General features: G+C 59.3%; 18 protein-coding genes and 3 pseudogenes. 8 read left to right on the top strand and 13 right to left on the bottom strand.

Translation table 11 applies throughout. The annotated features are described in order from the left end of the window. Positions 1-130 precede the first annotated feature (130 nt). Together NKH49_RS28065 and NKH49_RS28060 are read right to left on the bottom strand one after the other, a co-directional pair. Positions 131-829: a thermonuclease family protein gene (locus NKH49_RS28065; protein ID WP_352928845.1), complete on the bottom strand. Its 699-nt coding sequence runs from the start codon at positions 827-829 to the stop codon at positions 131-133. A 123-nt stretch (positions 830-952) separates the two neighbouring features. Continuing rightward, a complete protein-coding gene (locus NKH49_RS28060; RefSeq protein ID WP_023680062.1) occupies positions 953-1225 on the bottom strand; it encodes a hypothetical protein in 273 nt (90 codons plus the stop codon). A gap of 921 nt (positions 1226-2146) precedes the next feature. Here NKH49_RS28060 and NKH49_RS28055 point away from each other — a divergent pair. Continuing rightward, positions 2147-2425 (top strand): annotated as a pseudogene (locus NKH49_RS28055) (integrase core domain-containing protein); the annotation flags it as partial. Between the two features lie 124 nt (positions 2426-2549). On the opposite strand, the gene gmd reads toward NKH49_RS28055, so the two are convergent. Beyond that, positions 2550-3620, bottom strand: a complete 1071-nt coding sequence (gmd, locus tag NKH49_RS28050) for a GDP-mannose 4,6-dehydratase (RefSeq protein ID WP_352805878.1) — start codon at positions 3618-3620, stop codon at positions 2550-2552. Between the two features lie 1011 nt (positions 3621-4631). On the opposite strand from gmd, the gene NKH49_RS28045 reads away from it, so the two are divergent. Both NKH49_RS28045 and NKH49_RS28040 read left to right on the top strand, forming a co-directional pair. Next, positions 4632-4928, top strand: a complete 297-nt coding sequence (locus tag NKH49_RS28045) for a hypothetical protein (protein ID WP_352928843.1) — start codon at positions 4632-4634, stop codon at positions 4926-4928. A gap of 534 nt (positions 4929-5462) precedes the next feature. Then, entirely contained in the window at positions 5463-6452 is a 990-nt protein-coding gene (locus tag NKH49_RS28040) for a nodulation protein NodZ (RefSeq protein ID WP_352928841.1), read from the top strand. An 86-nt stretch (positions 6453-6538) separates the two neighbouring features. Here the strand turns inward: NKH49_RS28040 and NKH49_RS28035 are convergent, their stop codons facing one another. Then, positions 6539-6685 carry a hypothetical protein gene (locus NKH49_RS28035; RefSeq protein ID WP_023718698.1) on the bottom strand — a complete coding sequence of 49 codons (147 nt, stop codon included), beginning with the start codon at positions 6683-6685 and terminating at the stop codon, positions 6539-6541. 137 nt (positions 6686-6822) lie between these two features. Here NKH49_RS28035 and NKH49_RS28030 point away from each other — a divergent pair, with 137 nt between their 5' ends. From NKH49_RS28030 to NKH49_RS28015, 4 genes are all read left to right on the top strand, one after another. Continuing rightward, positions 6823-8238: a mannose-1-phosphate guanylyltransferase/mannose-6-phosphate isomerase gene (locus NKH49_RS28030; RefSeq protein WP_352479100.1), complete on the top strand. Its 1416-nt coding sequence runs from the start codon at positions 6823-6825 to the stop codon at positions 8236-8238. 648 nt (positions 8239-8886) lie between these two features. Beyond that, positions 8887-9078: a hypothetical protein gene (locus tag NKH49_RS28025; protein WP_352517228.1), complete on the top strand. Its 192-nt coding sequence runs from the start codon at positions 8887-8889 to the stop codon at positions 9076-9078. Positions 9079-9425: 347 nt separating this feature from the next. Then, complete coding sequence (locus NKH49_RS28020; protein WP_352928839.1) at positions 9426-9884, top strand: (2Fe-2S)-binding protein; 459 nt, start codon at positions 9426-9428, stop codon at positions 9882-9884. A gap of 3 nt (positions 9885-9887) precedes the next feature. Continuing rightward, complete coding sequence (locus NKH49_RS28015) at positions 9888-12089, top strand: xanthine dehydrogenase family protein molybdopterin-binding subunit (protein ID WP_352517222.1); 2202 nt, start codon at positions 9888-9890, stop codon at positions 12087-12089. Between the two features lie 611 nt (positions 12090-12700). On the opposite strand, the gene NKH49_RS28010 is transcribed toward NKH49_RS28015, so the two are convergent. The 5 genes from NKH49_RS28010 to NKH49_RS27990 form a co-directional block, all read right to left on the bottom strand. Further along, complete coding sequence (locus NKH49_RS28010) at positions 12701-13933, bottom strand: tyrosine-type recombinase/integrase (RefSeq protein WP_023678275.1); 1233 nt, start codon at positions 13931-13933, stop codon at positions 12701-12703. Between the two features lie 655 nt (positions 13934-14588). Next, positions 14589-15902: an HlyD family type I secretion periplasmic adaptor subunit gene (locus tag NKH49_RS28005; protein WP_023678274.1), complete on the bottom strand. Its 1314-nt coding sequence runs from the start codon at positions 15900-15902 to the stop codon at positions 14589-14591. Then, complete coding sequence (locus NKH49_RS28000) at positions 15880-17652, bottom strand: type I secretion system permease/ATPase (RefSeq protein ID WP_245274754.1); 1773 nt, start codon at positions 17650-17652, stop codon at positions 15880-15882. Before NKH49_RS28000 ends, NKH49_RS28005 begins: the two co-directional genes overlap by 23 nt. Before the next feature lie 395 nt (positions 17653-18047). Further along, positions 18048-18848: a calcium-binding protein gene (locus NKH49_RS27995; protein ID WP_023678272.1), complete on the bottom strand. Its 801-nt coding sequence runs from the start codon at positions 18846-18848 to the stop codon at positions 18048-18050. 464 nt (positions 18849-19312) lie between these two features. Continuing rightward, entirely contained in the window at positions 19313-19522 is a 210-nt protein-coding gene (locus tag NKH49_RS27990; protein ID WP_023678271.1) for a hypothetical protein, read from the bottom strand. 80 nt (positions 19523-19602) lie between these two features. Here NKH49_RS27990 and NKH49_RS27985 point away from each other — a divergent pair. Beyond that, positions 19603-19665 (top strand): annotated as a pseudogene (locus tag NKH49_RS27985) (hypothetical protein); the annotation flags it as partial. A gap of 77 nt (positions 19666-19742) precedes the next feature. Here the strand turns inward: NKH49_RS27985 and NKH49_RS27980 are convergent. From NKH49_RS27980 to nodI, 4 genes and pseudogenes are all read right to left on the bottom strand, one after another. Next, positions 19743-20005 (bottom strand): annotated as a pseudogene (locus NKH49_RS27980) (hypothetical protein); the annotation flags it as partial. Between the two features lie 8 nt (positions 20006-20013). Beyond that, positions 20014-20976 carry a LysR family transcriptional regulator gene (locus NKH49_RS27975; RefSeq protein WP_023678269.1) on the bottom strand — a complete coding sequence of 321 codons (963 nt, stop codon included), beginning with the start codon at positions 20974-20976 and terminating at the stop codon, positions 20014-20016. A 67-nt stretch (positions 20977-21043) separates the two neighbouring features. Continuing rightward, complete coding sequence (locus NKH49_RS27970; protein WP_023678268.1) at positions 21044-21832, bottom strand: ABC transporter permease; 789 nt, start codon at positions 21830-21832, stop codon at positions 21044-21046. Positions 21833-21835: 3 nt separating this feature from the next. After that, positions 21836-22747: a nodulation factor ABC transporter ATP-binding protein NodI gene (gene nodI, locus NKH49_RS27965; protein ID WP_023678267.1), complete on the bottom strand. Its 912-nt coding sequence runs from the start codon at positions 22745-22747 to the stop codon at positions 21836-21838. Positions 22748-22777 lie beyond the last annotated feature (30 nt).

Below are 22777 nucleotides of genomic sequence, written 5' to 3'. Positions count from 1 at the left end.
CGGCGCTGCATAGCTGAAGGGCTCGTCGGCGGCGAAGGCTTTGCGGTCGATGCCAGCATGATCGTCGCCGACGCCCATCGTCAGCGCGGGATCGAAACGGCCGTAGCGCGCTTACTCCGTTACATTTCAGCTAGCAGAGTGTTTCGCATGGGATCCCATCCTTGTCGCGATCGAGTTTTCCGCCCCATGAGCAGTTTTGCAGGTACCAGTTGGCTTCGTCGCAGGAACCGATCTGCTTGCACGTTCTCCGCGGCTCGCAAGAATAGCCGCTCTGCGCGACCAGCTTACGGCTGATGACGCCCAGTGGGCGGCTCGACGGCGCCGCGCCGTCGGCGTGCGCAGCGCGCCATTCCCAGGGTGCCTGAAACGTCCCGGCCCACAGGCCGATCTTTGAGGCTTGGGCTTGCGCCTGCTGCCCCCCATAGGCGCCCTGGCTGTAGTGAGGCCAATCCAGCGCTTGGCCGTGCTTGACCATCCAGGCGGCCACGCCCGCGCCGTCGGCGCGCCGACAATCGCCGACAAAGCGGTGGTAGCGGTCCCACGTCACGAATGTGCATTCGAGCGGCCTCGACGCGGCCAGGAAAGTGTCCAGCGCTTCGGCCGATCGCCGGCCGCAAGGATACTCGGCGCCATTCGCATCGCGGCACAGCTGCCGGCTCTCTGGCGCGTCGATGCCGTTGAAGCGGACGCGCTGGCCGTGGATTTCGATCGTATCGCCGTCAATGACGGAAGCGACACCGGTAAGCGAGGCGGGCGCCGCCGTTCGTGGGCTGGCCTTTGATGCATCGTCGCTACGTTGCGCGCCCGACGGCGCCAGGAAGGCGGCCACCGCCGCCGCTGCCGTAAGACCGAGCATTGCCGGCACGCTCGCAAGTTGGCGCCGCCACAGCTTGGCACCGGTGGGTCTCTGCCACCGATTGGATCGATATTTGCGGTATGGCCTGCTCATCCGCTACGCCGACCAGCCCGGCCATGCGCTGTCGACCATGGGCAGGCCGGCGCAATAGTAATCGTCAAGGAACCGCCCGGTGGACCGGTCGCGGCAGCGCCAGATAACGCTGTAGTTCTGGCCATAGAATTGGTCCCACGCGACGCCATAGGTTTGTGGTGGCGGTGGCCGGTAATATGTTCCGCCTCCATAGCCGTTGTTGGCAGCGACACCCACAGCTGCGCCGCCGACAGCCGCGATCGCTATGCCTGTCGCGACAGCATTGTCGGTTTGCACAAGCCTGGTGCACTTCTCTGCTGTTGCGCCCCTGCGCACTAGAAGGGCCGCTACCCTGCTACGATACTGTTCGTCCGTGCTGCTGGCGAGAACGTGACATAGCGCAACGGTATTCATTGCCGTGAGATCGCTGTCCGACACGACAGCGCTCGTAGAGCAGCCGCTGACGCACAGGGCTGCACTTGCGATGAGTGCTCCAATTTTCATGTGAATCCCCCAAACAAATATTGGGGCGAGTCCGACCTAGAAGTCCAGAGTTTTGTTTTTCACTTTGCTACGATTCACAGCATGCTGCGGCTAGCTGGCATCCACTGCAACCAACCCTTCCGCCGGTCGTTGACTGATGCTGGGTTGATCTCAGCCACTCCAGAACTTGCCCGCTGGCTCAAAACCGGCGGGCTTTTTTTCCGCGACGCCGGAAGGCTCTATCTCGCCGCATGTTGTGGTACATCGGCACGCCGTCATCGGGCCGTGCCGTTGACCAAGGTGGTCCCTCCGCCATGGTCGGCCGGCGCAGCCTTGACCGTCCGCGCGGGCCATCCCAATCAAGCCCGCTGGCTTCGGTCGGCGGCTTTTTATTTGATGCCCGGCGCCGTCGGCTTGGATCTAGATCCTCGCCAGTGCCGGATTGAAGGTAAGCTGCGGCGGTATGATCGCACTTCGCGCGGGACGGACCATTGGTGTGCAGCAAGAGCGCCGAGTTCATTCGGCCAAGATTCTGCACTAGGCCGAGGTAGGTGAAGGCAGATAGCTATCCGGTAATCGCTGAGATATTGGAGATAATGTTCCCCCATGGAGGTGTGTACCAGTATTATAAGTTTCCAAACTTCATGTACGAACGCCGTGGACGAGCTGCTGTGTGCGCTTGCCGTAAATCGCTTCCGCGAGTTCACAGTCGGAGGTTGGCTAGGACCCTAACGCGAGAGCTTCAACGGCCCCCTTCGCGATGAACTCCTCAACGAGACGCGGTTCACGTCCCTGGCCCAGGCCCGCGCGAGGCTCAATGTATGGCGCGCCGATTACAACGGCGCGCGTCCGCACTCGCACATCGGATGGCAGACACCCAACGAATGTGCATCGACCTTCAACCCGCGACGGTCGCTCGCGCTGCGCAACGTGAAACGCTCCGCGCCAGCACCCGTCGCGTCCACCGGCCATCAGGGCAAATCCACCCCCGGAAACGAACTCACGACTGGATAAAATTTGGGGGAAACGTCAGGGCGGCCATAACTTTGCAGTCTTCAGACGCGAGGCGGCCTACAACAGCGCTGCCCACCATGCTTGTGGCCCGCGACCCACACGGCTTTTCCCTTCAGATCGTACATTATGCTTCCTTCATGATTACCGATGTCTGCATGACCTTGAGGTCTTCCCGCACCATTTCCGCGGCGAGCTCGCGCACGGATGTCTCATGCACCCAGCCGAGCTTCTCCTTCGCCTTGGTGGCATCGCCCAGGAGAAGATCGACTTCCGTGGGGCGGAAGTAGCGTGGGTCTACCTGGACTAGGCATCTGCCGGTCTCGACATCATAGCCCTTTTCGTCGACTCCCTCACCACGCCATTCGAGCTCGACGCCGACATCTTCGAAAACCCATTCGACGAATTGGCGGACAGGGGTCGTTTTGCCCGTCGCCAGCACGTAATCATCCGGTTGATCCTGCTGCATCATCATCCACATACCACGCACGTACTCACGCGCATGGCCCCAATCGCGTTGGGCATCGAGATTGCCGAGATAAAGCTTGTCCTGCTTGCCGAGGTAGATAGCAGCGGCGGCGCGGGTGATCTTGCGCGTCACAAAAGTTTCGCCGCGCAGTGGGCTTTCATGATTGAAGAGAATGCCGTTGGAAGCATGGATACCATAGGCCTCGCGATAGTTGACCACGATCCAGTAGGCGTAGAGCTTGGCGGCGGCGTAAGGGCTGCGCGGATAAAAGGGCGTTGTTTCGTTCTGCGGTACGGATTGCACGAGGCCGTAGAGCTCTGAAGTCGAGGCCTGATAGAAGCGGGTCTTGTCCTTCAGACCGAGGAGGCGGATCGCCTCAAGAAGTCGCAATGTTCCGATACCGTCGGCGTTTGCTGTGTATTCCGGTGTTTCGAACGACACCTGGACATGGCTCTGAGCGGCCAAGTTGTAAATCTCGTCTGGCTGGGATTCCTGAACTACTCGGATGAGATTAGTCGCATCAGTGAGGTCACCGTAATGCAAAATTAGGCGCGGATCGGGATCGTGCGGGTCTTGGTAGATGTCTTCGATGCGACCCGTGTTGAAGGAAGAGGAACGTCGCTTAATCCCATGAACGATGTAGCCTTTTTCCAGCAGAAGACGGGTAAGATAGGCACCATCCTGTCCCGTTATGCCCGTAACCAGAGCAACTTTCCTGTTCTCGCCCATTTTCTTCCTGCTCTATTATAGTTGAAGTTTCGAATCTGGGCTCGCCACACCGCCAGCAAACTGCGGCCCGCCCCATACCCTATGGTAGGATTTCGACAGATGCGGTGCGGAGCTCGTCATTGATAGTGTCAGCCAGCGAGCACACCTGCTCCTGCTTCGAGGCATAGCAAAACAGAGTCTCGCCGCTAACCTGCCTAAGTCGCACATGCGGGCTGCTTTGCGCTAACCAGGTAATCTTTGCCTGCTTCAGCGTCTTCTAATGGAAATTGTTTTGATCAGTGAAATCGATTGTTTGGATGAGGTGCATCCATAAAATGGATTGTTTGACAGGGCAGCGCGGCACCATCGGCGGCACAACCGTGAGTGCTAGGTTCGCTCCGCGCGAAGACAAAGTTCGTGTCAGTGGGCGGCTTCGGGCGAACCGCACATCTGAGACGGCGGCGAAAAGCGCGGGTAGGGCATTACGTATTGACCTCCATGAATTTCGGGCGGCGAGCCGGAACGGTGGCTGGGCTTCAACGATGGGGGACGAAGCGACCATCAAACTGTGTTTCATACTGTAGGTGATTCGCAGTGCGGCGGATTTGAACGGCTGCCTTTGCCAGCCCTCGCCATCGCATCCGGCGAAGGTCGTAGCTTCGTTTCCAGGTACCGAAGATCTTCTCGATCCGACTACAAATTCTGTGGATCGGTTGGTTCCAGGCGTCGAGCTTTCGGCCTCGTCGCGCCCCCACATAGCGGTTGCGATGATGCGCGGCCTTCCACCCTTGGCGCGCACCGCGTCGCCGAGATGATTGCCTCGGTAGGCGCTGTCGGCAAACCCTTCGCCGGGATTGTCGGGCAGAGCATCAGGAACGGCGTTGCCGTCCTCGTGTGGGCGCCGTGACAGCGATCTCCTCGACAAGGGCCGTATCGGCGTAGGCACCGAAATGGGCTTTGAAGCAATGAAACGCTGGTCGGCCCTTGTGCTTGACCCAATGGCCCTCTTCATCGTCTTCGCTGGCCGAGGCGATGATCGCCGCATCGACAAGCGTGCCGATCTTCACCTGGATCGCTGATCTGGCGGGTGATCTCGGCGAACAACAGGGTCATGAACCTCAAGGGCCTTTCGAAAACGGACGAAAGCGGGTTCGCACAGGTGTCGGCTCCGACACCCAGAACCAGCAGAACCGTCGGAACGATCCTCCATTGGTTGCAGACGCCAAAATTCCTCTCTCGGCCGTCGTCGCACAGCATCGCGTGCCAGTCGCTCAGTCCTGCCGGATCGAAAGCTATCCGGCAGGAGTTGCGCCACGTTGGCGCACTTGAAAGCGTCAGAGGGCGCCGTGTCGCATCTTTCGATGGGACCGGACGCCATGATGGCCATAAATGACGTGGATGGCCTGCGCCTGACATTCGACGGCTGGCGGGTCCTGCACATCCGTCCTTCAGGAAACGCCCCGCAAATGCCATGTTACGTTGAGGCAGTTAAAGAATTGGACTTGAAAAAGGGACTTTGTGGACTGCCTCGACCGGCTGTTTCGCTTAGCAAGCGCGGCCCCACGTCAGCAGAGGCTCATCGTCAAGGAACGCCTTAGTATCCAACACATGGATGGGCCACATCCACGCAATCAATTTTACACATGTCGCCCGGCGCATTAGAGAACGCTGAATTTAAACCGGAAGCGAGTGTACCGGCGTCAAGATTTGCGAGCGTCACAGAGATAAGGATAGGCAGTGCTGAGGGAGCTCTCTGCCCCACGCCGCAGCCTCTACCAAATCGCCCGGCGTAACGGTCGACTAGTATCGATTAAGAGATCCCAAGCCAGATGCAACCTCGTCTCTGAAACGAGATTTCCGAAAATGCAGGTCAGTGGATTGGTAAAGCGCAGGTTCGTCGTCTCTCAGAGGCGTACGGGGTTCGGTGATTGTCTGTGGTCGCTGGCGGCCGCTTGGCGCTACGCTCAGCGGTCGGGACGAACGCTAGCCGTCGACTGGCGCGGGTCCTGCTATCTCGACCAACCCTTCACAAATGCCTTTCCGGTGTTCTTCCAACCGATCAATGACATCGCTGGCGTACCGGCTATTTGCGACGACCGGATCAACGACTTTTCCTTCCCGGGTCCATTCTTCCCGGAGTGGTGGAATAGGCCAGCGATCGACTGCCTTTACCGCCCAGATGAGCAGATTTTCCAAGAGCGCGACGAGTTGGGCGAGCTCTTTCAGGCCGAACACGATGTCGAAGCGAACACAGTAGTGTGTGACGCTTGCTTGATGTGGCGCTGCGATGAGGATGCCGAGCGGCAGGTCTTCCAGAGTGTCAAGCCTCGGTCTGAAATTCAAACACGCATAGATGCCATTTACCAAGAACGTTTTGAGGGGCACAGCATCATCGGGGTTCATGTTCGACATGGTAACGGTGAAGACATCATGGACCATGCGCCCTACTGGGCCGATCCGGAGTTCGCCGTTCGACAAGTGTGCACTGCGGTTGATAAGGCTAAAGCGTTGCCGCACCCCAAGCCTGTGCGGCTGTTCTTGTGCACGGACAGCGCGCAAATCCTGGATCATCTGTCGGCCAAGTTTCCCGATCTTCTCACCGTCCCCAAGCATTTCCGATCCGATCAAGACGGCCCCTTACACACTGCAGCACTTGGGATGGACGGCGCAATTTCCGCCCTCGTTGAGATGTATCTTCTCGGGCGCTGCGATACTGTAGTTCGGTTTCCTCCGACGAGCGCCTTTACACGATATGCACGCCTTTTCGTACCGCGGGTAATTGAGTTCGATCTGAAGGACCCAAGTCGTTTGATTTTGATAGAAGGCAGCCAAAGAGTCTCTCATCTTGATTAAGACCGCTACCTGGGCAATTCGGCAAATGGAACGAACAGGCATAGAGACATCGACCGCAATCCACGAGAGGCGGGCCATGGCATACGCTAAATGTCCCGCAGCTGCTCAGCTTGATCCGCAGGCTTGAGGATCCGGACACACTGCAGCAGTTCTTGGCTCCATTCGGGACTGTTGCCGACGTCGATGAAACCAACGGCCTTAGGGCACGAATACAGAATGACGAGATCATTCATCTGCGGCCGTCCCGGCAACGCGCCAGAACTTCGCTGTTACTCGGAGCGCCGCAAGACCATCCTAGAGCGACGGCGGTCGTGACGCTGACGCTAAGGGCGCGGGCAATGACGTCCAGAGACGAAATCGAGGTTGTTTAATGAAAGTGGTTCCCGTCATCATCAGCGGTGGAGCCGGATCGCGGCTATGGCCCGCTTCGAGGCAATCGCACCCCAAACCTTTCCTTAAAGTAGCAGATGGACATTCTCTCATTCAGCACACTGTGCTGCGCGTCGGTTCGATAAAGGGCGTAGTGGAACTCGTCGCCGTGACATCTGGGGAACACCTCTTCCTTACCAAGGACGAGTTCGACGAACTAGATTCCGTGGTCCTGCCACGCACCTTTTTGCTCGAGCCTGAAGGCCGGGATACGGCCGCAGCCGTTGCGGCAGCCGCCATCCATGCCAAGGCAACGCAAGGCCCTGACGCGATTCTATGCGTCTTCCCAGCCGATCACATGGTTGGCAACCTGCCTGCATTTTTAGACGTCATGTGCCGGGCCATCGAACATGCGAAGCTCGGGCGGATCGCCACATTGGGCATCACCCCAACCAGACCGGACACGGCATTCGGCTATATCGAAGCGGATGGTGAGAAAGTCGTCCGTTTCGTTGAAAAACCGGATCTGGACACAGCCAAAGCCTATGTCGCGTCCAAGCGCTTCTTCTGGAACGCCGGCATTTTCTGCTTTAGCGCACAAACCATGCTCGACGAGATGGCATCGCATTGCCCCGCGGTGATCCAGGCCGCCTCCGACAGCTACGAGAACGGGCGCTTCAGTCAAGGCGAAGGCTTTGCCAAAATCGAACTCGCGCCTGAGCATTTCGGCTCCGCCCCGCGAATCTCGCTCGACCACGCTGTCATGGAGAAGACGAACAAACTTGCCGTGGTTGCCTGCGACATGGATTGGAACGACATCGGATCCTGGAACGCAATGGCCGATTTGATCGCCCCCGACGAAAGCGGGAACAGGATACGCGGCGATGTGCATATGGTCGACACGACCGGCAGCTATGTGAGCTCCGACAAGCGCGTCATCGGCACGGTCGGTGTCAGCGATCTGGTGATCGTCGATTCCCCGGACGCTTTGCTTGTCGCATCCCGCGACCGCGTTCAGGACGTCAAGAAGCTGTTCGAGGGCCTCAAGGCTTCAGGACATGAAGCTCACCTGGTCCATAGCACGGTACACCGGCCGTGGGGTACCTACACGGTTCTTGAGGAAGGCGAGCGCTTCAAGATCAAACGCATCGAGGTGAAGCCCGGTCGGCGGCTGAGCCTGCAGATGCACTATCATCGTTCGGAGCACTGGGTCGTGGTCAGCGGCTCCGCGAAAATCGTCAATGGCGAGCAGGAGTTGTTCCTGGCGACAAACCAATCAGCCTACATCCCCTGCGGCCATAAGCATCGGCTGGAGAACCCAGGCAGAATTGACCTGGTGATCATTGAAGTGCAGAGCGGCGATTATCTCGGCGAGGATGATATCGTTCGCTTCGACGACGTATATGGTCGAACGTAGATTTCACCCGCATGACGAGAACGGTCAACGTGTCGCTGACTAATTACCACTAGGAAGGCCGTCTGCCCACTCAGGACCGGATGCTTGTGGAATCGGGAATTGACCAAGGCAGCGGCGAATGACCGCAATCGGCATCAGGGTGGGACAAATCAACCGGAAAAGACCGGAGAGCATAGTAACGCAACACAGTCCCACTGTCGAATAGCCTTTGATATTTCTGACTTTCCAAGCACCCTCAGGGCCCACCAAAATTATATCAATGGCTTATGGCCGACTTCGCTCTGAAGTGGGCCAAATCGACCTCGCTATCCCCGCAGCACTCAGTTCGATTGTTTTCTCATGAAAACGAGCAAGGACCGGGGGAGGGCGATCTTGTGCTGGCTTCTATGTCCAATCTTGCTCCTGTTCGTCGTCAGGTTGTGTGCAGCCACATAGCGCGGCTATCGCGAGGCTGGAAGGCCTCCGATCGATAGGTGCGGCGAACGGCGGCAACGAGGTGCGAATAGGATGGCTGAGCGTATGATCGAGAATACCGCAGTTGCGGTCTAGCGCGAAATGCAGCGTCTGTGACTCATCGGTCATTGCAGCGGGAAATCATGACCCTAAGCCGCCCTTCATCAGCCCACCAGCGCCCAGAAGAAGGCGAAGATCCGTCACAATGCCTACCTGTACCAAGGCTTCAAGCAGTTCACCGCGAATGTGAAGACCGCCAGCCATTGCTTCTTCATTTTCGGCCATTCGCTCGCTACGAATGACGACCACATCCTTAACCGCATAGCGCGTGGCAAGTTTCTGGCATCTATGGTGAACCAGCATCCGCGGATAACCAGCGGATCATGAACCACGCGAACGAGCTAGCGGTGCAGCGCAACGAAAAACCGCCGCTTGATGTCGTCTTTTATGATGCTGCTACAGTTCATGTCTGGGGTTTAGGCTTAGAAGCGGAATGACTGCCAACCAGGTCATCGAGCCGGAAACTGACCGGCCGGTCGGCCCAAAAATGACATTCAGTTGCCTCCAGCCTTTCGACACGAGCCACTTCACGATCTCGCGATTGCCAGCTAGCGGCTTGTTGCTCGAGCTGCGCGATCCTAGTCTGTGGTCGCTATGCCTCAGCAAGAAGAGTCCGGTTCCTAGCCGGGCGGAGGCGCAACGAGATAGCCAGCTCAGGACAAGGAGAGCAAGCCATGGTCGCTTTTACCCTCAATGGCGAGGCGCGAACACTCGACGTCGATCCAGAGATGCCGCTGCTCTGGGCGATCCGTGACGGCATCGGACTCACAGGAACGAAATTCGGTTGCGGCCTTGCCCAGTGCGGCGCTTGCACGGTTCACGTTAACGGCATGCCGACGCGCTCGTGCCAGACCGCAGTCGGCGACATCGAAGGAGCCTCGATCACCACCATTGAGGGCGTGTCGGGCAAGATCGGCGAAACGGTCCAGGCCGTGTGGGCCGAGTTCGACGTACCTCAATGCGGCTATTGCCAGTCTGGCCAGATCATGTCGGCCGTGGCCCTCCTGACCGAGACGCCGAAGCCGACGGACGATGATATTGATTCGGCGATGAGCGACAATCTCTGCCGCTGCGCCACCTATCATCGCATCCGCGCGGCCATCCACGAGACCGCCAACCGGCTGGAGACTTGAGGCATGTTGCAGTTTCTCCCGAAGCATAATGCCGTGGGGCCCACGCGCCGCCAGTTCCTCCTCGGCACGGCCGTCACCACCGCGGGCCTCGCCGTGGGCTACCGGCTAATGATGGCCGCGCCCGCCAACGCACAAACGACGCCTGCAGCGGTCCAGGCGAACCCCTTCCAAACCTATGTCGAGATCACACCGGAGAACCGAATCGTCATCCACTCGTCGCAGTTCGAGATGGGACAAGGCTCCTATTTCGGCATCGCCACCCTGGTTATGGAAGAGCTCGACGGCGCCTGGGCGCAGGTCCACGTGGTCGGCGGATATGGCAATACCGCGCTCTACGGCAATCTCGCCTGGGGCGGGGCCGCGCAGGGAACCGGTGGCTCCACGTCGATGAGCTCGTCGTGGGAGCGCTACCGCAAGGCGGGTGCTGCCGCACGGGCCATGCTGGTGGCGGCCGCGGCGCAGCGGTGGGACGTGCCAGCCGGCGAGATCACAGTGGCTTCCGGGGTCGTGTCGCACGCCTCAGGGATGCAGGCGCGCTTCGGTGACCTGGCTGAAGCCGCAGCGGGAATGCCGGTTCCCGACGACGTGCCGCTAAAGCCGCGCGACAAGTGGGCCCAGATCGGATCGGACAGCCTCAAGCGCTACGATTCCGCCGGCAAGACCAATGGCGCGCAGACCTACACGATCGACCTCAAGATGGATGGACTCAATACGGCCGTTATGATCCATCCGCCGAAGTTCGGCGCTGAGATCGAGAGCTTCGACGCCTCCAAGGCCAAGGCACTCGACGGCATTGTCGATGTCGTCCAGACGCCGCGCGGCATTGCAGTGGTCGGCAGGGACATGTGGACGGCGCTCAAGGGCCGCGATCTCGTGGAGGTGACCTGGAACGAAGAGAAGGCCGAAAGGCGCGGCACGGCCGAGATCATGGCCGAATACACTAAGGCAGCAGACGATCCGGGCGCGGCCACCGCGCGCGACGACGGTAACACTCCCGCAGCGTTGGCCAGTGCTGAGAAAGTCATCCAAGGGCACTACGAATTCCCCTATCTTGTCCATGCTTCGATCGAGCCACTCAACGCGGCCGCCCGAATCAACGAAGACGGCACCATCGACGTCTGGGGCGGACACCAGATGCCCGACCTTTATCAGGCGGCTGCCGCTCAAGTAGGCGGCACCACGCCGGACAAGGTGAGGCTGCACGTGATGAAGACCGGCGGCAGCTTCGGCCGCCGAGCGGTCTCGGACGCAGATCTCATTATCGAAGCTGTTTCCACAGCGCGTGCACTGGGACCCGGCAAGCCAGTGAAGGTGCAGTGGACCCGCGAGAACGACATGCGGGGTGGGCGGTACCGGCCGGCCTATGTGCACGCAGTCAAGGCGGGGCTCGACAAGGAAGGCAATGTCGTCGCTCTCCATGACCACATCGTGGGCCAATCGATCGCGGGCGGTTCGCCCTTTGCGGCGATGATCGAGAACGGCATCGATCCGACCTCCGTGGAGGGCGCCACCAACCTGCCCTATGCGATCCCGAACCTGAAGGTCGAGCTGACCACCACGGACGTGAACATCCCAGTGCTGTGGTGGCGTTCGGTAGGCTCCACCCACACCGCTTACGCAATGGAAACCCTGATTGATGAGCTCGCCGCCGCTGCGAACCGTGATCCGGTCGACTTCCGCTTGTCGATGCTCGGTCACCATTCACGGCATGCCGGCGTGCTGAAATTGGCTGCTGAGAAGGCAGGCTGGGACAAGCCTCTGCCGGAAGGCCATTTCCGCGGCGTGGCCCTGCATGAAAGCCTCTCGACCTATGTCGCCGAGGTGGTGGAGATCACCTTCAACGATGGAAATGATTTCAAAGTCGACCGCGTCGTCTGCGCGGTAGATTGCGGCACCGCGATAAATCCTGACCAGATCCGCGCTCAGATGGAGGGCGGTATCGGCTTCGGGCTAGGCGCGATCCTCCAGGAGGAGCTGACCCTGACGGGCGGTGTCGTAGACCAAGAGAACTACGACACCTATATGCCGCTCAGGATCGAGCAGATGCCGCGCGTCGAGGTGCACATTGTGCCGTCCGACGAGCCGCCCACGGGCGTTGGCGAGCCGGGTGTGCCGCCGATCGGCCCGGCCGTCGCCAACGCGCTACGGGCGGCGACGGGCAAGACGATCCGCAAGCTGCCGATCATAAAGAACTTGTCAGCATAGCCGGGAATGACACCATGAAAACGGCCGGATGAAGATCGCGGTCGTAGGTCGTTTTTGAACGCCTCCTGACAGGCGATCACCTCCATTCGCAATTTCCGGCGGCTGCCCGGTCCAATATCCGGTTTAGAGACGGTAACCCGTGTTCTGAACGACCGCAGACGGTCGTTGGTGCTGGTAGCACTAAAGAACCGCTTTCGAGACGCAAACGCCGCACGCAAATGTCTCGAAAGGGTCACGCTAGAGACTTTGTACCACCTAGTTGCATGTCTGCTATCGCTTTCTGGGCGCGAGAAGCGGCCGGTCCTCTGACGGCCCCATAACAGGACATTGATGTCTTCGCGCTGAGCGTCAGCAGTTGGCGCTACCGCGACCCTTCTCAGGAAGGCTGCACACCGACGCGATCTTCCTTTCGCCTTGCGCAAACCTCCCTTCCGAGTGAGGCGTTCAGTGCGTCGGCTTGGTGGACTGAGGCACTTCTGAGTGGGACAACAACATTGAAAAACATTGGAAAAGATTTGAATGCTCTGAAGTCCCACTGATCTCTTACCAATTGATTTTTATGGCTTTCTGAATACCCTCCGGGCCCACCATTGGCTTTTGTGGCCGTTGATTTAATTGGATTTTTTGGCCATTTTTGTCCCACCTCTTTCAACCCCCTCAGAAAGTGGGACAATTTTGTTCTCTTTTCGATCGATAACCAGCAGGTATTTCGCCGCTCTCGCTACCTTCCGGCGACGCGCTTTCTTGATGTAGTGGTCGGGCTGCTGGTACGTAGTCCACCCATATATCGCCTTCAGCTGCTCGTGCGTCGCGCCGTTCTCAGCGGCGATCGTCGCGCCGGCCTTGCGAATTCCATGAGCACTGCAGTGCGGCAGCTCAGCTTGATCACACCACTGGCGCATCTTGTTGCCCAGACCGTTCTCCGAGAACGGGCGACCATACTCATTGACCAGGAAGGTCATCTGGTCGGAGGGCGTGTGCTCAAGTTCCGCCTCTAGTTCGGGCAGAAGCGGGAGCTCCACCAACACCGCATCCTTGTTACGACTGGTCTTCCCAGGCTTAATTCTGATCCACTTCTCCCACTGCTCGGTCTCCTCGTTGTAGACGAGCGTGATGTGCTGTCGACCGAAGATCGCGACGTCGGACAACCGCAGGCCAGTAAACATGAAGATCGAGAGCGCACGTCTGGCTGCGGTACCCAGCGGATGCCGCTTCTCATATTGAACGATCTCCGACACGTCCCATGGGTGCCAGCCGTCGCCGCTCTTTAGCCGTCTGATGCCGCGGGCGGGATTGGAGTCGACGCCCGGAATCTCTGTGTCCTTTGCCCACTCAAACATCGCGCTGATGGCTTTTACGATATTGTTTGCCGCGCCAAGGGCGTCGAGCCTGGTGTCCCTGATCTCCTTAACATGAGACCGTTTCATACCGGCGAATGGCAGAGATCCCTTGGTGGGATACTGAGGATCCGGGTCACCTTCGAGGGGATGAGGTAATTCGCATACGCGCTCCAGAATTGCTCGTCGGCGCGCCATAGTGTCTTGGGTGATTTCCGTGCCGCCCCGACGGTAATACTCCTGGCAAAGCCACAGCAACGTGCCTTTCTTCGCTGGCTCGGAAGGCTTGGGGAGGCGCCGGCAAATCTCGGGAAGAGTGCCGGGCCGAACATAAGTGACCTCGGCGCGCGCGCACCGCAGTTCCTCGAGGAACTCGTCGCTGCCGGTCGGTTCACGGAGCCGGACCTTCTTCCGACCCGGTGCGCGAAAATAGTACCGATCATTGCCGTGGCGATCAGTGTCCTTCACTACGCCCTTAAGAGCGACCTTCACGGGCTCATCCGTCATGTTCGTGGTTTTCGATCCCAAGGATTGTCTAGTGGCGGCGAATCTTCGTCAAGCTTTGGTGCTCCTCCGATTTGGCGGTGAGGGAGCTTTCGAAACGCCAATACAAGTTCCTCGACGTCCCAAACAATGCGCCCCTTGCTCGGCATTCGTGGCTGCGGCATCCGGCCGTCCTGGACCATTTCATCAAAGGTCGTTGAGCTTACGCCGATGAACGTCGCAGCCTGCTCGCGATTGATTCCTACCGGCGGGAGCGAGGGCGGCAAGACGCTCGGGGTGCGCAGCATCGGTTTAGTGCGTTGAAAGCGCGTCTTTGGCGCCTGCCTGTCTTTCTATGCACCTGTCCGAATATTGCAGACGCTCAATCATGTCCTGGCCCTGTGCTTGCAGGCTCACCCTAGGTCTCCAGACCTAGGATCGCTCAAGACACCGGACTCTTTTCCAGCCTTTGTGTACGATGATGGGTATCTTAATGCGCTCGAGGCCAAGAACTGAATGGGCGGCGACTTGCAAGGGCAAAATGACCGCGGAACCACGTATCTGAGTCAGAGGCGCAATCCAACTGAGGAACGCATGGTTGTGTTTTCAGACGGTTATGACTTTCATGCATGCGTAACAACCAACAAGAATACCAACAAAATATTTCTGTGGATCACTTTCATTCCTCATGGAATGCGCGACTGATTTGGTCCGACAGCGGCTTCACAAAATAAGAAAGCGCCGTACGCTCGCCCGTCTGGATCATCGCTTCGGCCGGCATGCCGGGCACGAGCGTCAGGTCCTTGAGCTTCGTCAGTTCCGCATGCGGAACCGACAGACGCACCAGGTAATACGAGACGCCGTTTTTTTCGTCCGTCGCCAGATCGGCTGCGATCCGGCTGACATATCCGTTCAATACCGGCGTGGTCCTCAGATTGAAGGCTGACATCCGCAGCACGGCCTTGTGACCAAGCTGGATTTGGTCGATGTCCTTCGGGGTGATTCGTGCTTCAAGCGCAAGATCGTCGCCTTCCGGCACGATTAGCATAATCGGATCGGCGGGCGTGATCACTCCTCCGACCGTATGAACTGCGAGTTGTTGAATGGCGCCTGACTGCGGCGCGACAATATCGATCCGTCGCAGTTCCTGTTCAGCCGCCACCTTGCGCTCAACATACTCCCCAACCTGCGCCTGAACCTCTCTGAGCTCCTGGCCGACTTCCGTCTTGAAATCCGGATCGATCTGCAGGATCTGCAGGCGCGTTTCGGCTATGCGGGCTGCCGTCTGTGCCTGATGTGCAATCTTCTCACCGCGTTCGCCGCCGAAAGTGGCAACCTGCGTCTTCAGGCTGTTCAAGCGTTGGTCCGAGACAATGCCTTGGTCGCGCAGCCCACTCAGGGCAGCAATTTCCTTTTGGAGAATCTCGGTGCTTTTCTCACAAGCGATTTCCTGCGCCTTGAGCCCCTCGATCTCGTGCTCATATTGAGTGATGCGTTCCGCTAGCTGCGCCTGCCTTCCGTCGCGGGATTGTCTGCGGAATTCGAACAGCCGCGTCTCGCCATGTACTGCCGAAGCTACGTCCGGAACATCTCTGCGGGCGAGCAGCCAGTCCGGGAAGGCGATCTCCGCCAGATCGTCACGCTCAGCTTCGAGTCGTGCCAGGTTGGCGGCCAGCTCATCGAGCCGCTTGGTGACTACAGCGAGAGTGGCGCGCGTCTGGGTGGCGTCGAGCCGCATGAGGATGTCGCCGGCTTTTACTTTATCACCTTCGCTCACCAGGATTTCTCCCACCACCCCGCCGGTCGGGTGCTGCACCTTCTTCACATAGGAATCGACGACAAAGTGTCCGGACGCGACAACCGCACCGGAGAGATTCGTGAAGGCCGCCCAGGCTCCGGCTCCTCCAACAAAGATCACGCTCGCCAGAAGGCCCGCCACCAGGTGCCGGCGAATGGAGCTGGAAACGTCATTATTCTGATGAATGCCGGCCACCGGGATCCTCCATGTCAGCGCGCTCTCCCACGTTATCCTGTGTAGACTCGATGGCCTTGACGCCAGCGCCTGGTGCCATCGCTGCCCTCTTCAAGACTTTGGAAAGCGCTTCATCACGCGCACCGAATGCTCGCTGCCGTCCACCTTCCATGACCAACACAAAATCCACGGCGCGGATGGCGCTCGGCCGATGGGCGACGACAACCGCAATGCCCTTGCGCCCGCGCACGGAGGCGATCGCCTTGACGACCGCAGCCTCGCCTTCCGCATCGAGATTGGCATTGGGTTCATCCAGCACAACAAGGAAAGGGTCTCGATAAAGAGCACGGGCAAGACCGATACGCTGGCGCTGCCCGGCGGAAAGTGCCGATCCGGCCTCACCAATCGGAGTTTCGTAGCCGTGCTCAAATCGGAGGATCAGTTCGTGCGTGCCCGCTGCTTTCGCCGCGGTGACAATAGCCTCAGGGTCAGGATTATCTTCAAAACGAGCGATGTTTTCGGCAATGGTGCCGTCGAACAGTTCAACACCTTGCGGCAAATAGCCGATATGACGGCCTAGCGCTTCCCGGTCCCATTGATCGAGGCTTGCGCTGTCGATGCGAACCTTTCCGGCGACCGGCGTCCATGCGCCGACGATGGCGCGCGAGAGTGTCGACTTGCCCGAACCCGATGCACCGATGATCCCGAGTGCGCTTCCCGCCTGAACGGCAAACGCAAGGCCGGTCACGGTCGGCTTCCTTTCGCCGGGCGGAACGATTGTCACGCCTTCGAGGCGGAGTTCGCGTTCAGGTGCAGGCATTGGCATAACAGAAGCGGTTTCAGGAACCGTTCCCAGGAGGTCCTCCAGCCGCGCCCAACCCTGGCGCGCCATGAGGAAGGGTTTCCAGCTTGAAATGGCCAGATCGACCGGAGCCAGCGCACGCCCCATCATGATCGAACTGGCAATCATGACCCCGGCCGTAGCCTCCTGCCTGATGACAAGGTACGCGCCGACGGCAAGAATGGCCGATTGCAGCAGCACGCGCAACGACTTTGCAATGCCACCCAGCCCACCTGCCACGTCCCCAGCTTTCCGGTTGGCGGCCAGATACTCGGCATTGGCCTTGTGCCATCGGGCAGCGATCCGCTTTCCGAGACCGAGAGCTTGCACGACCTCGGCATTGCAACGCGCTGCTTGCAGTAGGCCATTGCGTACCATGTCGTGGGCAATGGTCTCGCGTATCGGCCGTTGCGAGAGAGTGTTGGTAAGAAGTGTCAGAGATGTGAGACCGATCGCCCCGATAAGTGCCGTCATGCCGATCCAGAAATGAAAGAGGAAGCAAATGGCAAGATAAAGCAGCATCCATGGCAGATCGAAGAACGCTGTCGGACCGTTTCCACCTAAGAATCCGCGAATATTGTCGAGATCGCGAAGCGGCTGCAAGCCGTCGCCCGGCATGCGCGTTAAAAGCGGAAGGCGAACGATCGCATCGTGAACGCGTCCGGAAAACTGTTCATCGAAACGCTCGCCAATCCGCAGCAGCACGCGGGCGCGCAAAACGTCGAGCAGGCATTGGAACGCATAAAGCCCTGCAGCAAGCACGACGAGCCCCACTAGCGTCGATACGCTGCCACTTGCCAGAACGCGGTCGTAGACCTGAAGCATGAACAGCGGCGAGATCAGCGCAAGCACGTTGACCACGCCGCTGATCAACAGAATTCCCCAAATAGCGGAAGTCAGAGGGAAAGGTCTCAAAGCTGAATCCTTCAAGGAATGGTTACTCACGTAGGTCTCCGTGAGGATCTGGCGACCCAGCTCCCTATATTGCTCCCCGAGCGGCGACCGACTGCATCCGCTCGCTGATTCAGGATCAGTGCTCCCGCCGAATATGTTTGGTTTGGCATCTAATGGAGCGGGTCAACAACAACACCGTCCGGCTGAAGGTTTGGAAGGGCAACGTCATCGTGGCCGGCCGCAAGGGCCCGAACAGGCTTCCGCCTCCACGCCTTCAGGGAGATTTCGGTGTACGACCAGCGCGACGTGCAGGGCTTCGTCAAGCTGTACACGCTGCGACTGCTCCCGGGCGCCCCGGCCCATCGCAAGTAGCGGAAACGGAAAGCGCCCGCCCAGGGGGGCGGGGCGCTGTTCCGTATGGGTTTTCTGGATCAAACGAAGGTGAAGTCCGACGCGGTCAGGCCTAGGTCGGCCACGGTGACCACACCGCCCAGGTGGACGAACTCATGCGCGCTGTTGTCGGCGGTGACATAGGCCAGAGTTGCGACTCTGTCGGTGTAGCTGCTTTGGTAGACAATGATGTCGCCGGCGTGCTCGCCGGAGATCGCACTCGCGGCTTCAGAAGCAGAGTTGAAAGATTCGCCAGTGATCACCACGACGTGTTCGCCGTTCGCACCCGAGGCCGCACCACTGTAGAAGCTGCTCACCGGGTAGCCGGACTGTATGCTGGCGTTGTTGACGAAGTTCGCGCCGAAACCGTCGTTGTAGAGGCCCACCGCATCGAAGGCGAACTTGTCCTCCGCCGGGTTGAAATCGGTGATAGTGGAAATGTCCGGCTTCGACCCGACACTCGGGACGACCCCAGGCACCGGATTGTGGAACTGGAACACGAACGTGTCACTGTCGGTGCCCCCGGTCAACGTGTCCTGGCCGTCACCCACGTAGACGACATCCTGGCCGGGACCGCCGCTGAGCCTGTCATTGTCCTCACCGGAGATGCGCGCGTTGAAGCGGCCGTTGTCGCCGGAGAGATCGTCCCAGCCATCTCCGCCGAAGATGCGGTCGTTACCCTCGCCGCCGAGGGCTCGGTCACTGCCCGCGCCAGCCGAGATCTCGTCGTTGCCGCCACGACCGTCAATCCAGTCATTGCCCCCGAAACCCTCCATCCAATCTTCAAGCTTGGTGCCGAGGAGTGTTTCGGAACCCGGGCCACCCTCGATAATGTTTGCCATCGAAAATACTCCTAATGATGCACCCTGCCTGACGCGTTTCATATTCCTCATCGGATAATTAGAGAAATCGATTGCTTGGATAGACACACATTTACGAAATGGATGCACTCACGTTCACTTCCTTCTGCTGAGCAGTTGCGGGCTCGCAGGCGGCGGGGACGCTGGTCGCCGATGCAATCGATGAAGATTCGACACTCAAACCGGGACTAGACTAGGACGAACTTCGTAACGGGGCCGTCCTGGTTGGGCCCCAAACTTCTCTCTGTTTGCTCGACGCCGGCATACCCGCACCGTGAGCGCTGGACGAGGACAAGTTCCGCTGGCGGAGAACGGCGTGATCGGCTTGCCGCGCCGAAACTGATGGCGCTCGTCGAAGGCATGGACTGGACGCGCGTTCGAGCCGAACGGCGACGGCGTCCGGCCGGAAGGCGGTGGCGAAGTGACTCAGGCGCAAAAGGCGGGCTTCAGGCCGTGTAAAACAAGCTCCTGTCGGCGTCATGACGAGAAGCGCTTCGGCCCGTCCCCACGAAATCGATCCGCTCAAGGCGATGTTCGTCGCCATGGCGGCGGAGAAGGCCGAACTGCAACAACTCCGGAGCGAAACACTCAAGGCCGAGATCGTCCGGATGGCGACACTCAACGAGCGTGCCCAGGAGAGGATCGCCGACCTTCATGGGATCGTCAAGCAGCTGGAGCGCGCCGCTTCGGTCGCAGCTCCGAGAAGCTCGAACGTGCCCAGCAGGCCTTCGCCTTCGAAATCCAGACCGGGCTCGGCGCGATTGAGTCCGAGCTCGAGGCCGCAAGACCGACAGGCGAGCCGCGACGTGCTGCGCGACCGCGCAAGGCGTTCCCGGCGCATCTGGAGCGGGTCGAGATCGTCATCCAGCCCGAGCCATGGGGGAAGAAGCGCTCCCGCAGCCAATCGTCCAGTCCGTCAAACGCGGTCGGCCGCACAGGCTTGCGAAACGGAACAGTCCCGCCCTCGCTTAGATACCGAGGCACCGTGTTGCGAGCGCACCCGAATTCGTTCGCCCGTCGGTTCCCCAGCCAAGCTCATGCAGCGGCAGCATCGCTGCCACCTCTTCAGGCTGAAGGATCTGCTCTCCCTGCATCGTTCTCGACAATGCAGGAATCGCCCAATCCCAATCGCCATCCATGCCTCCTCTCATAACCGAGGGGTCGTCGGCCGACAACTGAGACGTCCGGTGCTCTTAGGCGGGGTAATCATACGAGATGCCTCCTGCAACATCATTTCCCGCATCCATAGGCTTGCCGGATCATTATTGTGAAGCGCAGGCCATTGGACGGCCTCCGTGAATGCGGCAGGAAGTGGCGGCGGAAGTTCGACAATCCGCAGGGGTGTTAATTTTGCGAAATGCTGCGCCAGCCGTAAGGGCATTGTCCCGATGCGGTTGGTGCCTGATAGAAGGGGCGGGATCATGCTAAAGCCCTGTACGACGACCTCGATACGTCTCTCGAAACCGTTCTCGAGCAAATACCATTCCTCGATGGAGGGCTGCCGGGTGTCCCCGAATTTAAGCACAACCTGCCCCATCGACAAGTATCGGTCGAATGTAAGTGGCTCTGACAGCTGCTTGTTCGTGCCGCAGCCTACGCATACGAGTATATCTTCGAACAGGGCTGCGCGAGGATGTTTCGACATGAACACTTCCGGCATAATCAGAAAATCAACGTCGCCGCGCCGGAGAAGCTCCTCGGGGTCGTCGGAAATAAGCAGACATTCGAAGCGGACGGCGGGAGCTTCCCGCGCAGCACGCTTTACGATCTTCTTAAAAAATACGAGCGTGAGGTAATCGGAAAGGATGATGCGGAAGCGACGATCCGATCGGGCCGGGTTAAAGGCGTCCCAGGAAATAATCGACAGCTGGATGTGCAGCAATGCCTCCCGGACTGCTGTGGCGAGCCCCTCCGCGCGCGGTGTCAAAATGAGTTCGCGGCCGTTCATCGTAAATAGCTCATCGCTGAAATAGGCGCGTAACCGACCGACGGCGGCGCTCATGGCCGGCTGACTCAGGTTAATACTGCGGGCCGCGGCGGTGACTTTACGCTCCCTGATCAAAGCATCCAGCACAACCAGGAGATTTAGATCGAGTCCCTTAAAACGCATGTATTGACCTATCCGACGCGTGGATGGGTATCGCCCAAAGAAACAATTTTACGAATGGTGAGTAGCGTCAACGCATCAGCCGACGACGAAATAGAGCAACCGATAGGAAGAACGGCAAAACCGTGTATATGCAAAGCGCGCCGATATGCAGGCCCATGCTGCCGGCCGGACGGCCAAGCATCGCCGGACGAATGAGGTCAATTGCATGTGCGAGCGGCAACAAGGAGGCGACGTCCTGAAAAGCGCCGGGCAATTGGTTGACCGGAAACATCGCGCCGCAAAGGAACAGCATGGGTGTTATAACAAGCGTATTATAAAATATGAAATATTCATAACTGGGCGCAAGCGCCGTGACGACCATCGCTAGACTCGCGAAGGCGAGGCCACTGAGAGCGATGACTGGCAGCAAGCAGAGGATGGATGGCCACGATGTGTAGCCGAGCGTGGTGGCAACAATGGTGATTGCTGTGCCCGCCATCAGGGCCTTGGTGGCTGCCCACGCCAATTCGCCGAGTACGATATCGCCGAGCGTCAGCTGAGTGCATAGCATTCCTTCCCAGGTGCGCTGGTTGTCCATGCGTCCGAAACTCCCGTAAACCGTTTCAGCGGTCGCCGATGCCATCGCGCTTGTGGCAACCATGCCAGCCGCGAGAAACGCAATGTACGAAGTGCCCTCAACAGGACCTATCATTGTTCCGATGCCAAAGCCGAGACCGAACAGATAGATCATCGGATCGGCGAGGTTGCCGAGAACCGATGCAAGCCCGATTTTCTTCCATCCAAGATAGTTGCGGCGCCAAACCGCGACCCAATTCCACGCATTGGCGGGCATGCCCGCCGCATAACGTTCGCCCATTGTTCAGTCCTCCATCTCGCGCCCGGTTAGCCGCAAGAACACATCCTCGAGATTGGGGGGACGCTGCAGAAGGCGCAGACCCGCGCGCCCGCGTAGCTGCCCCAGCACCTGCTCCGGATCGGGTGCATAGCAAAAAAGCGTCTCACCGCTCACCTCGATGCGCTGTGCGTACGGCCGGATCAGCGCACCCAGTTCATGCGGATTGCCGCCGTAGACCTCGACCACGTCACAGCCGATCTGCTCGTCAATGAGTGCGGACGGGCGGCCTTCGGCGATCTTGCGCCCCTCCTCCATAACGCACAGCCGATCGCACAGCCGCTCGGCCTCTTCCATGAAATGGGTAGTCAAAAGAATAGTCTTGCCCCGCGCCAGCAGCGATCGCAGCCGTTCCCAGATCAGGTGGCGGGCCTGCGGATCGAGGCCGGTGGTCGGCTCGTCCATCACCAGCAAGTGCGGGTCATTGATCAGCGCACGCGCGAGCGTCAGGCGCCGCTTCATGCCGCCGGACAGTTCGGCGACGCGCGCATCCGCTTTGTTCTCGAGGCGGGCGAACTCAAGCAGCGACGGTATGACCGCTTCGATCTGGCGTCTGCTCATCCGGAAGTAGCGCCCGAACACCAACAGGTTCTCGCGTACAGTGAACGCGGTATCAAGATTGTCGAACTGCGGGACCACGCCGATGCGCATACGTGCCAAACGCGCGCGCGCCGGCACTGGAGCGCCGAGCACAGTAATCTTCCCCGCATCAGGCGATGTCATGCCGAGGACCATACGCGCAATCGTGCTTTTGCCCGCACCGTTCGGTCCCAAGAGCCCGAAGCATTCCCCCGCCGTAACGCGGAACGACAGTCTGTCGACAACGAGCTTGTCATAAGTTTTGCTTACGTCAGTAAGATCGATCGTTACCGTGGACATGGGTTCATTTTACCGAGAGCGTCGCCACGA

The sequence above is a fragment of the Mesorhizobium sp. M1088 genome, assembly GCF_040318575.1.
Classification (GTDB): domain Bacteria; phylum Pseudomonadota; class Alphaproteobacteria; order Rhizobiales; family Rhizobiaceae; genus Mesorhizobium.
Note: the sequence above shows the minus strand (reverse complement) of the source record. Positions and strands in the feature narration are given on the sequence as shown.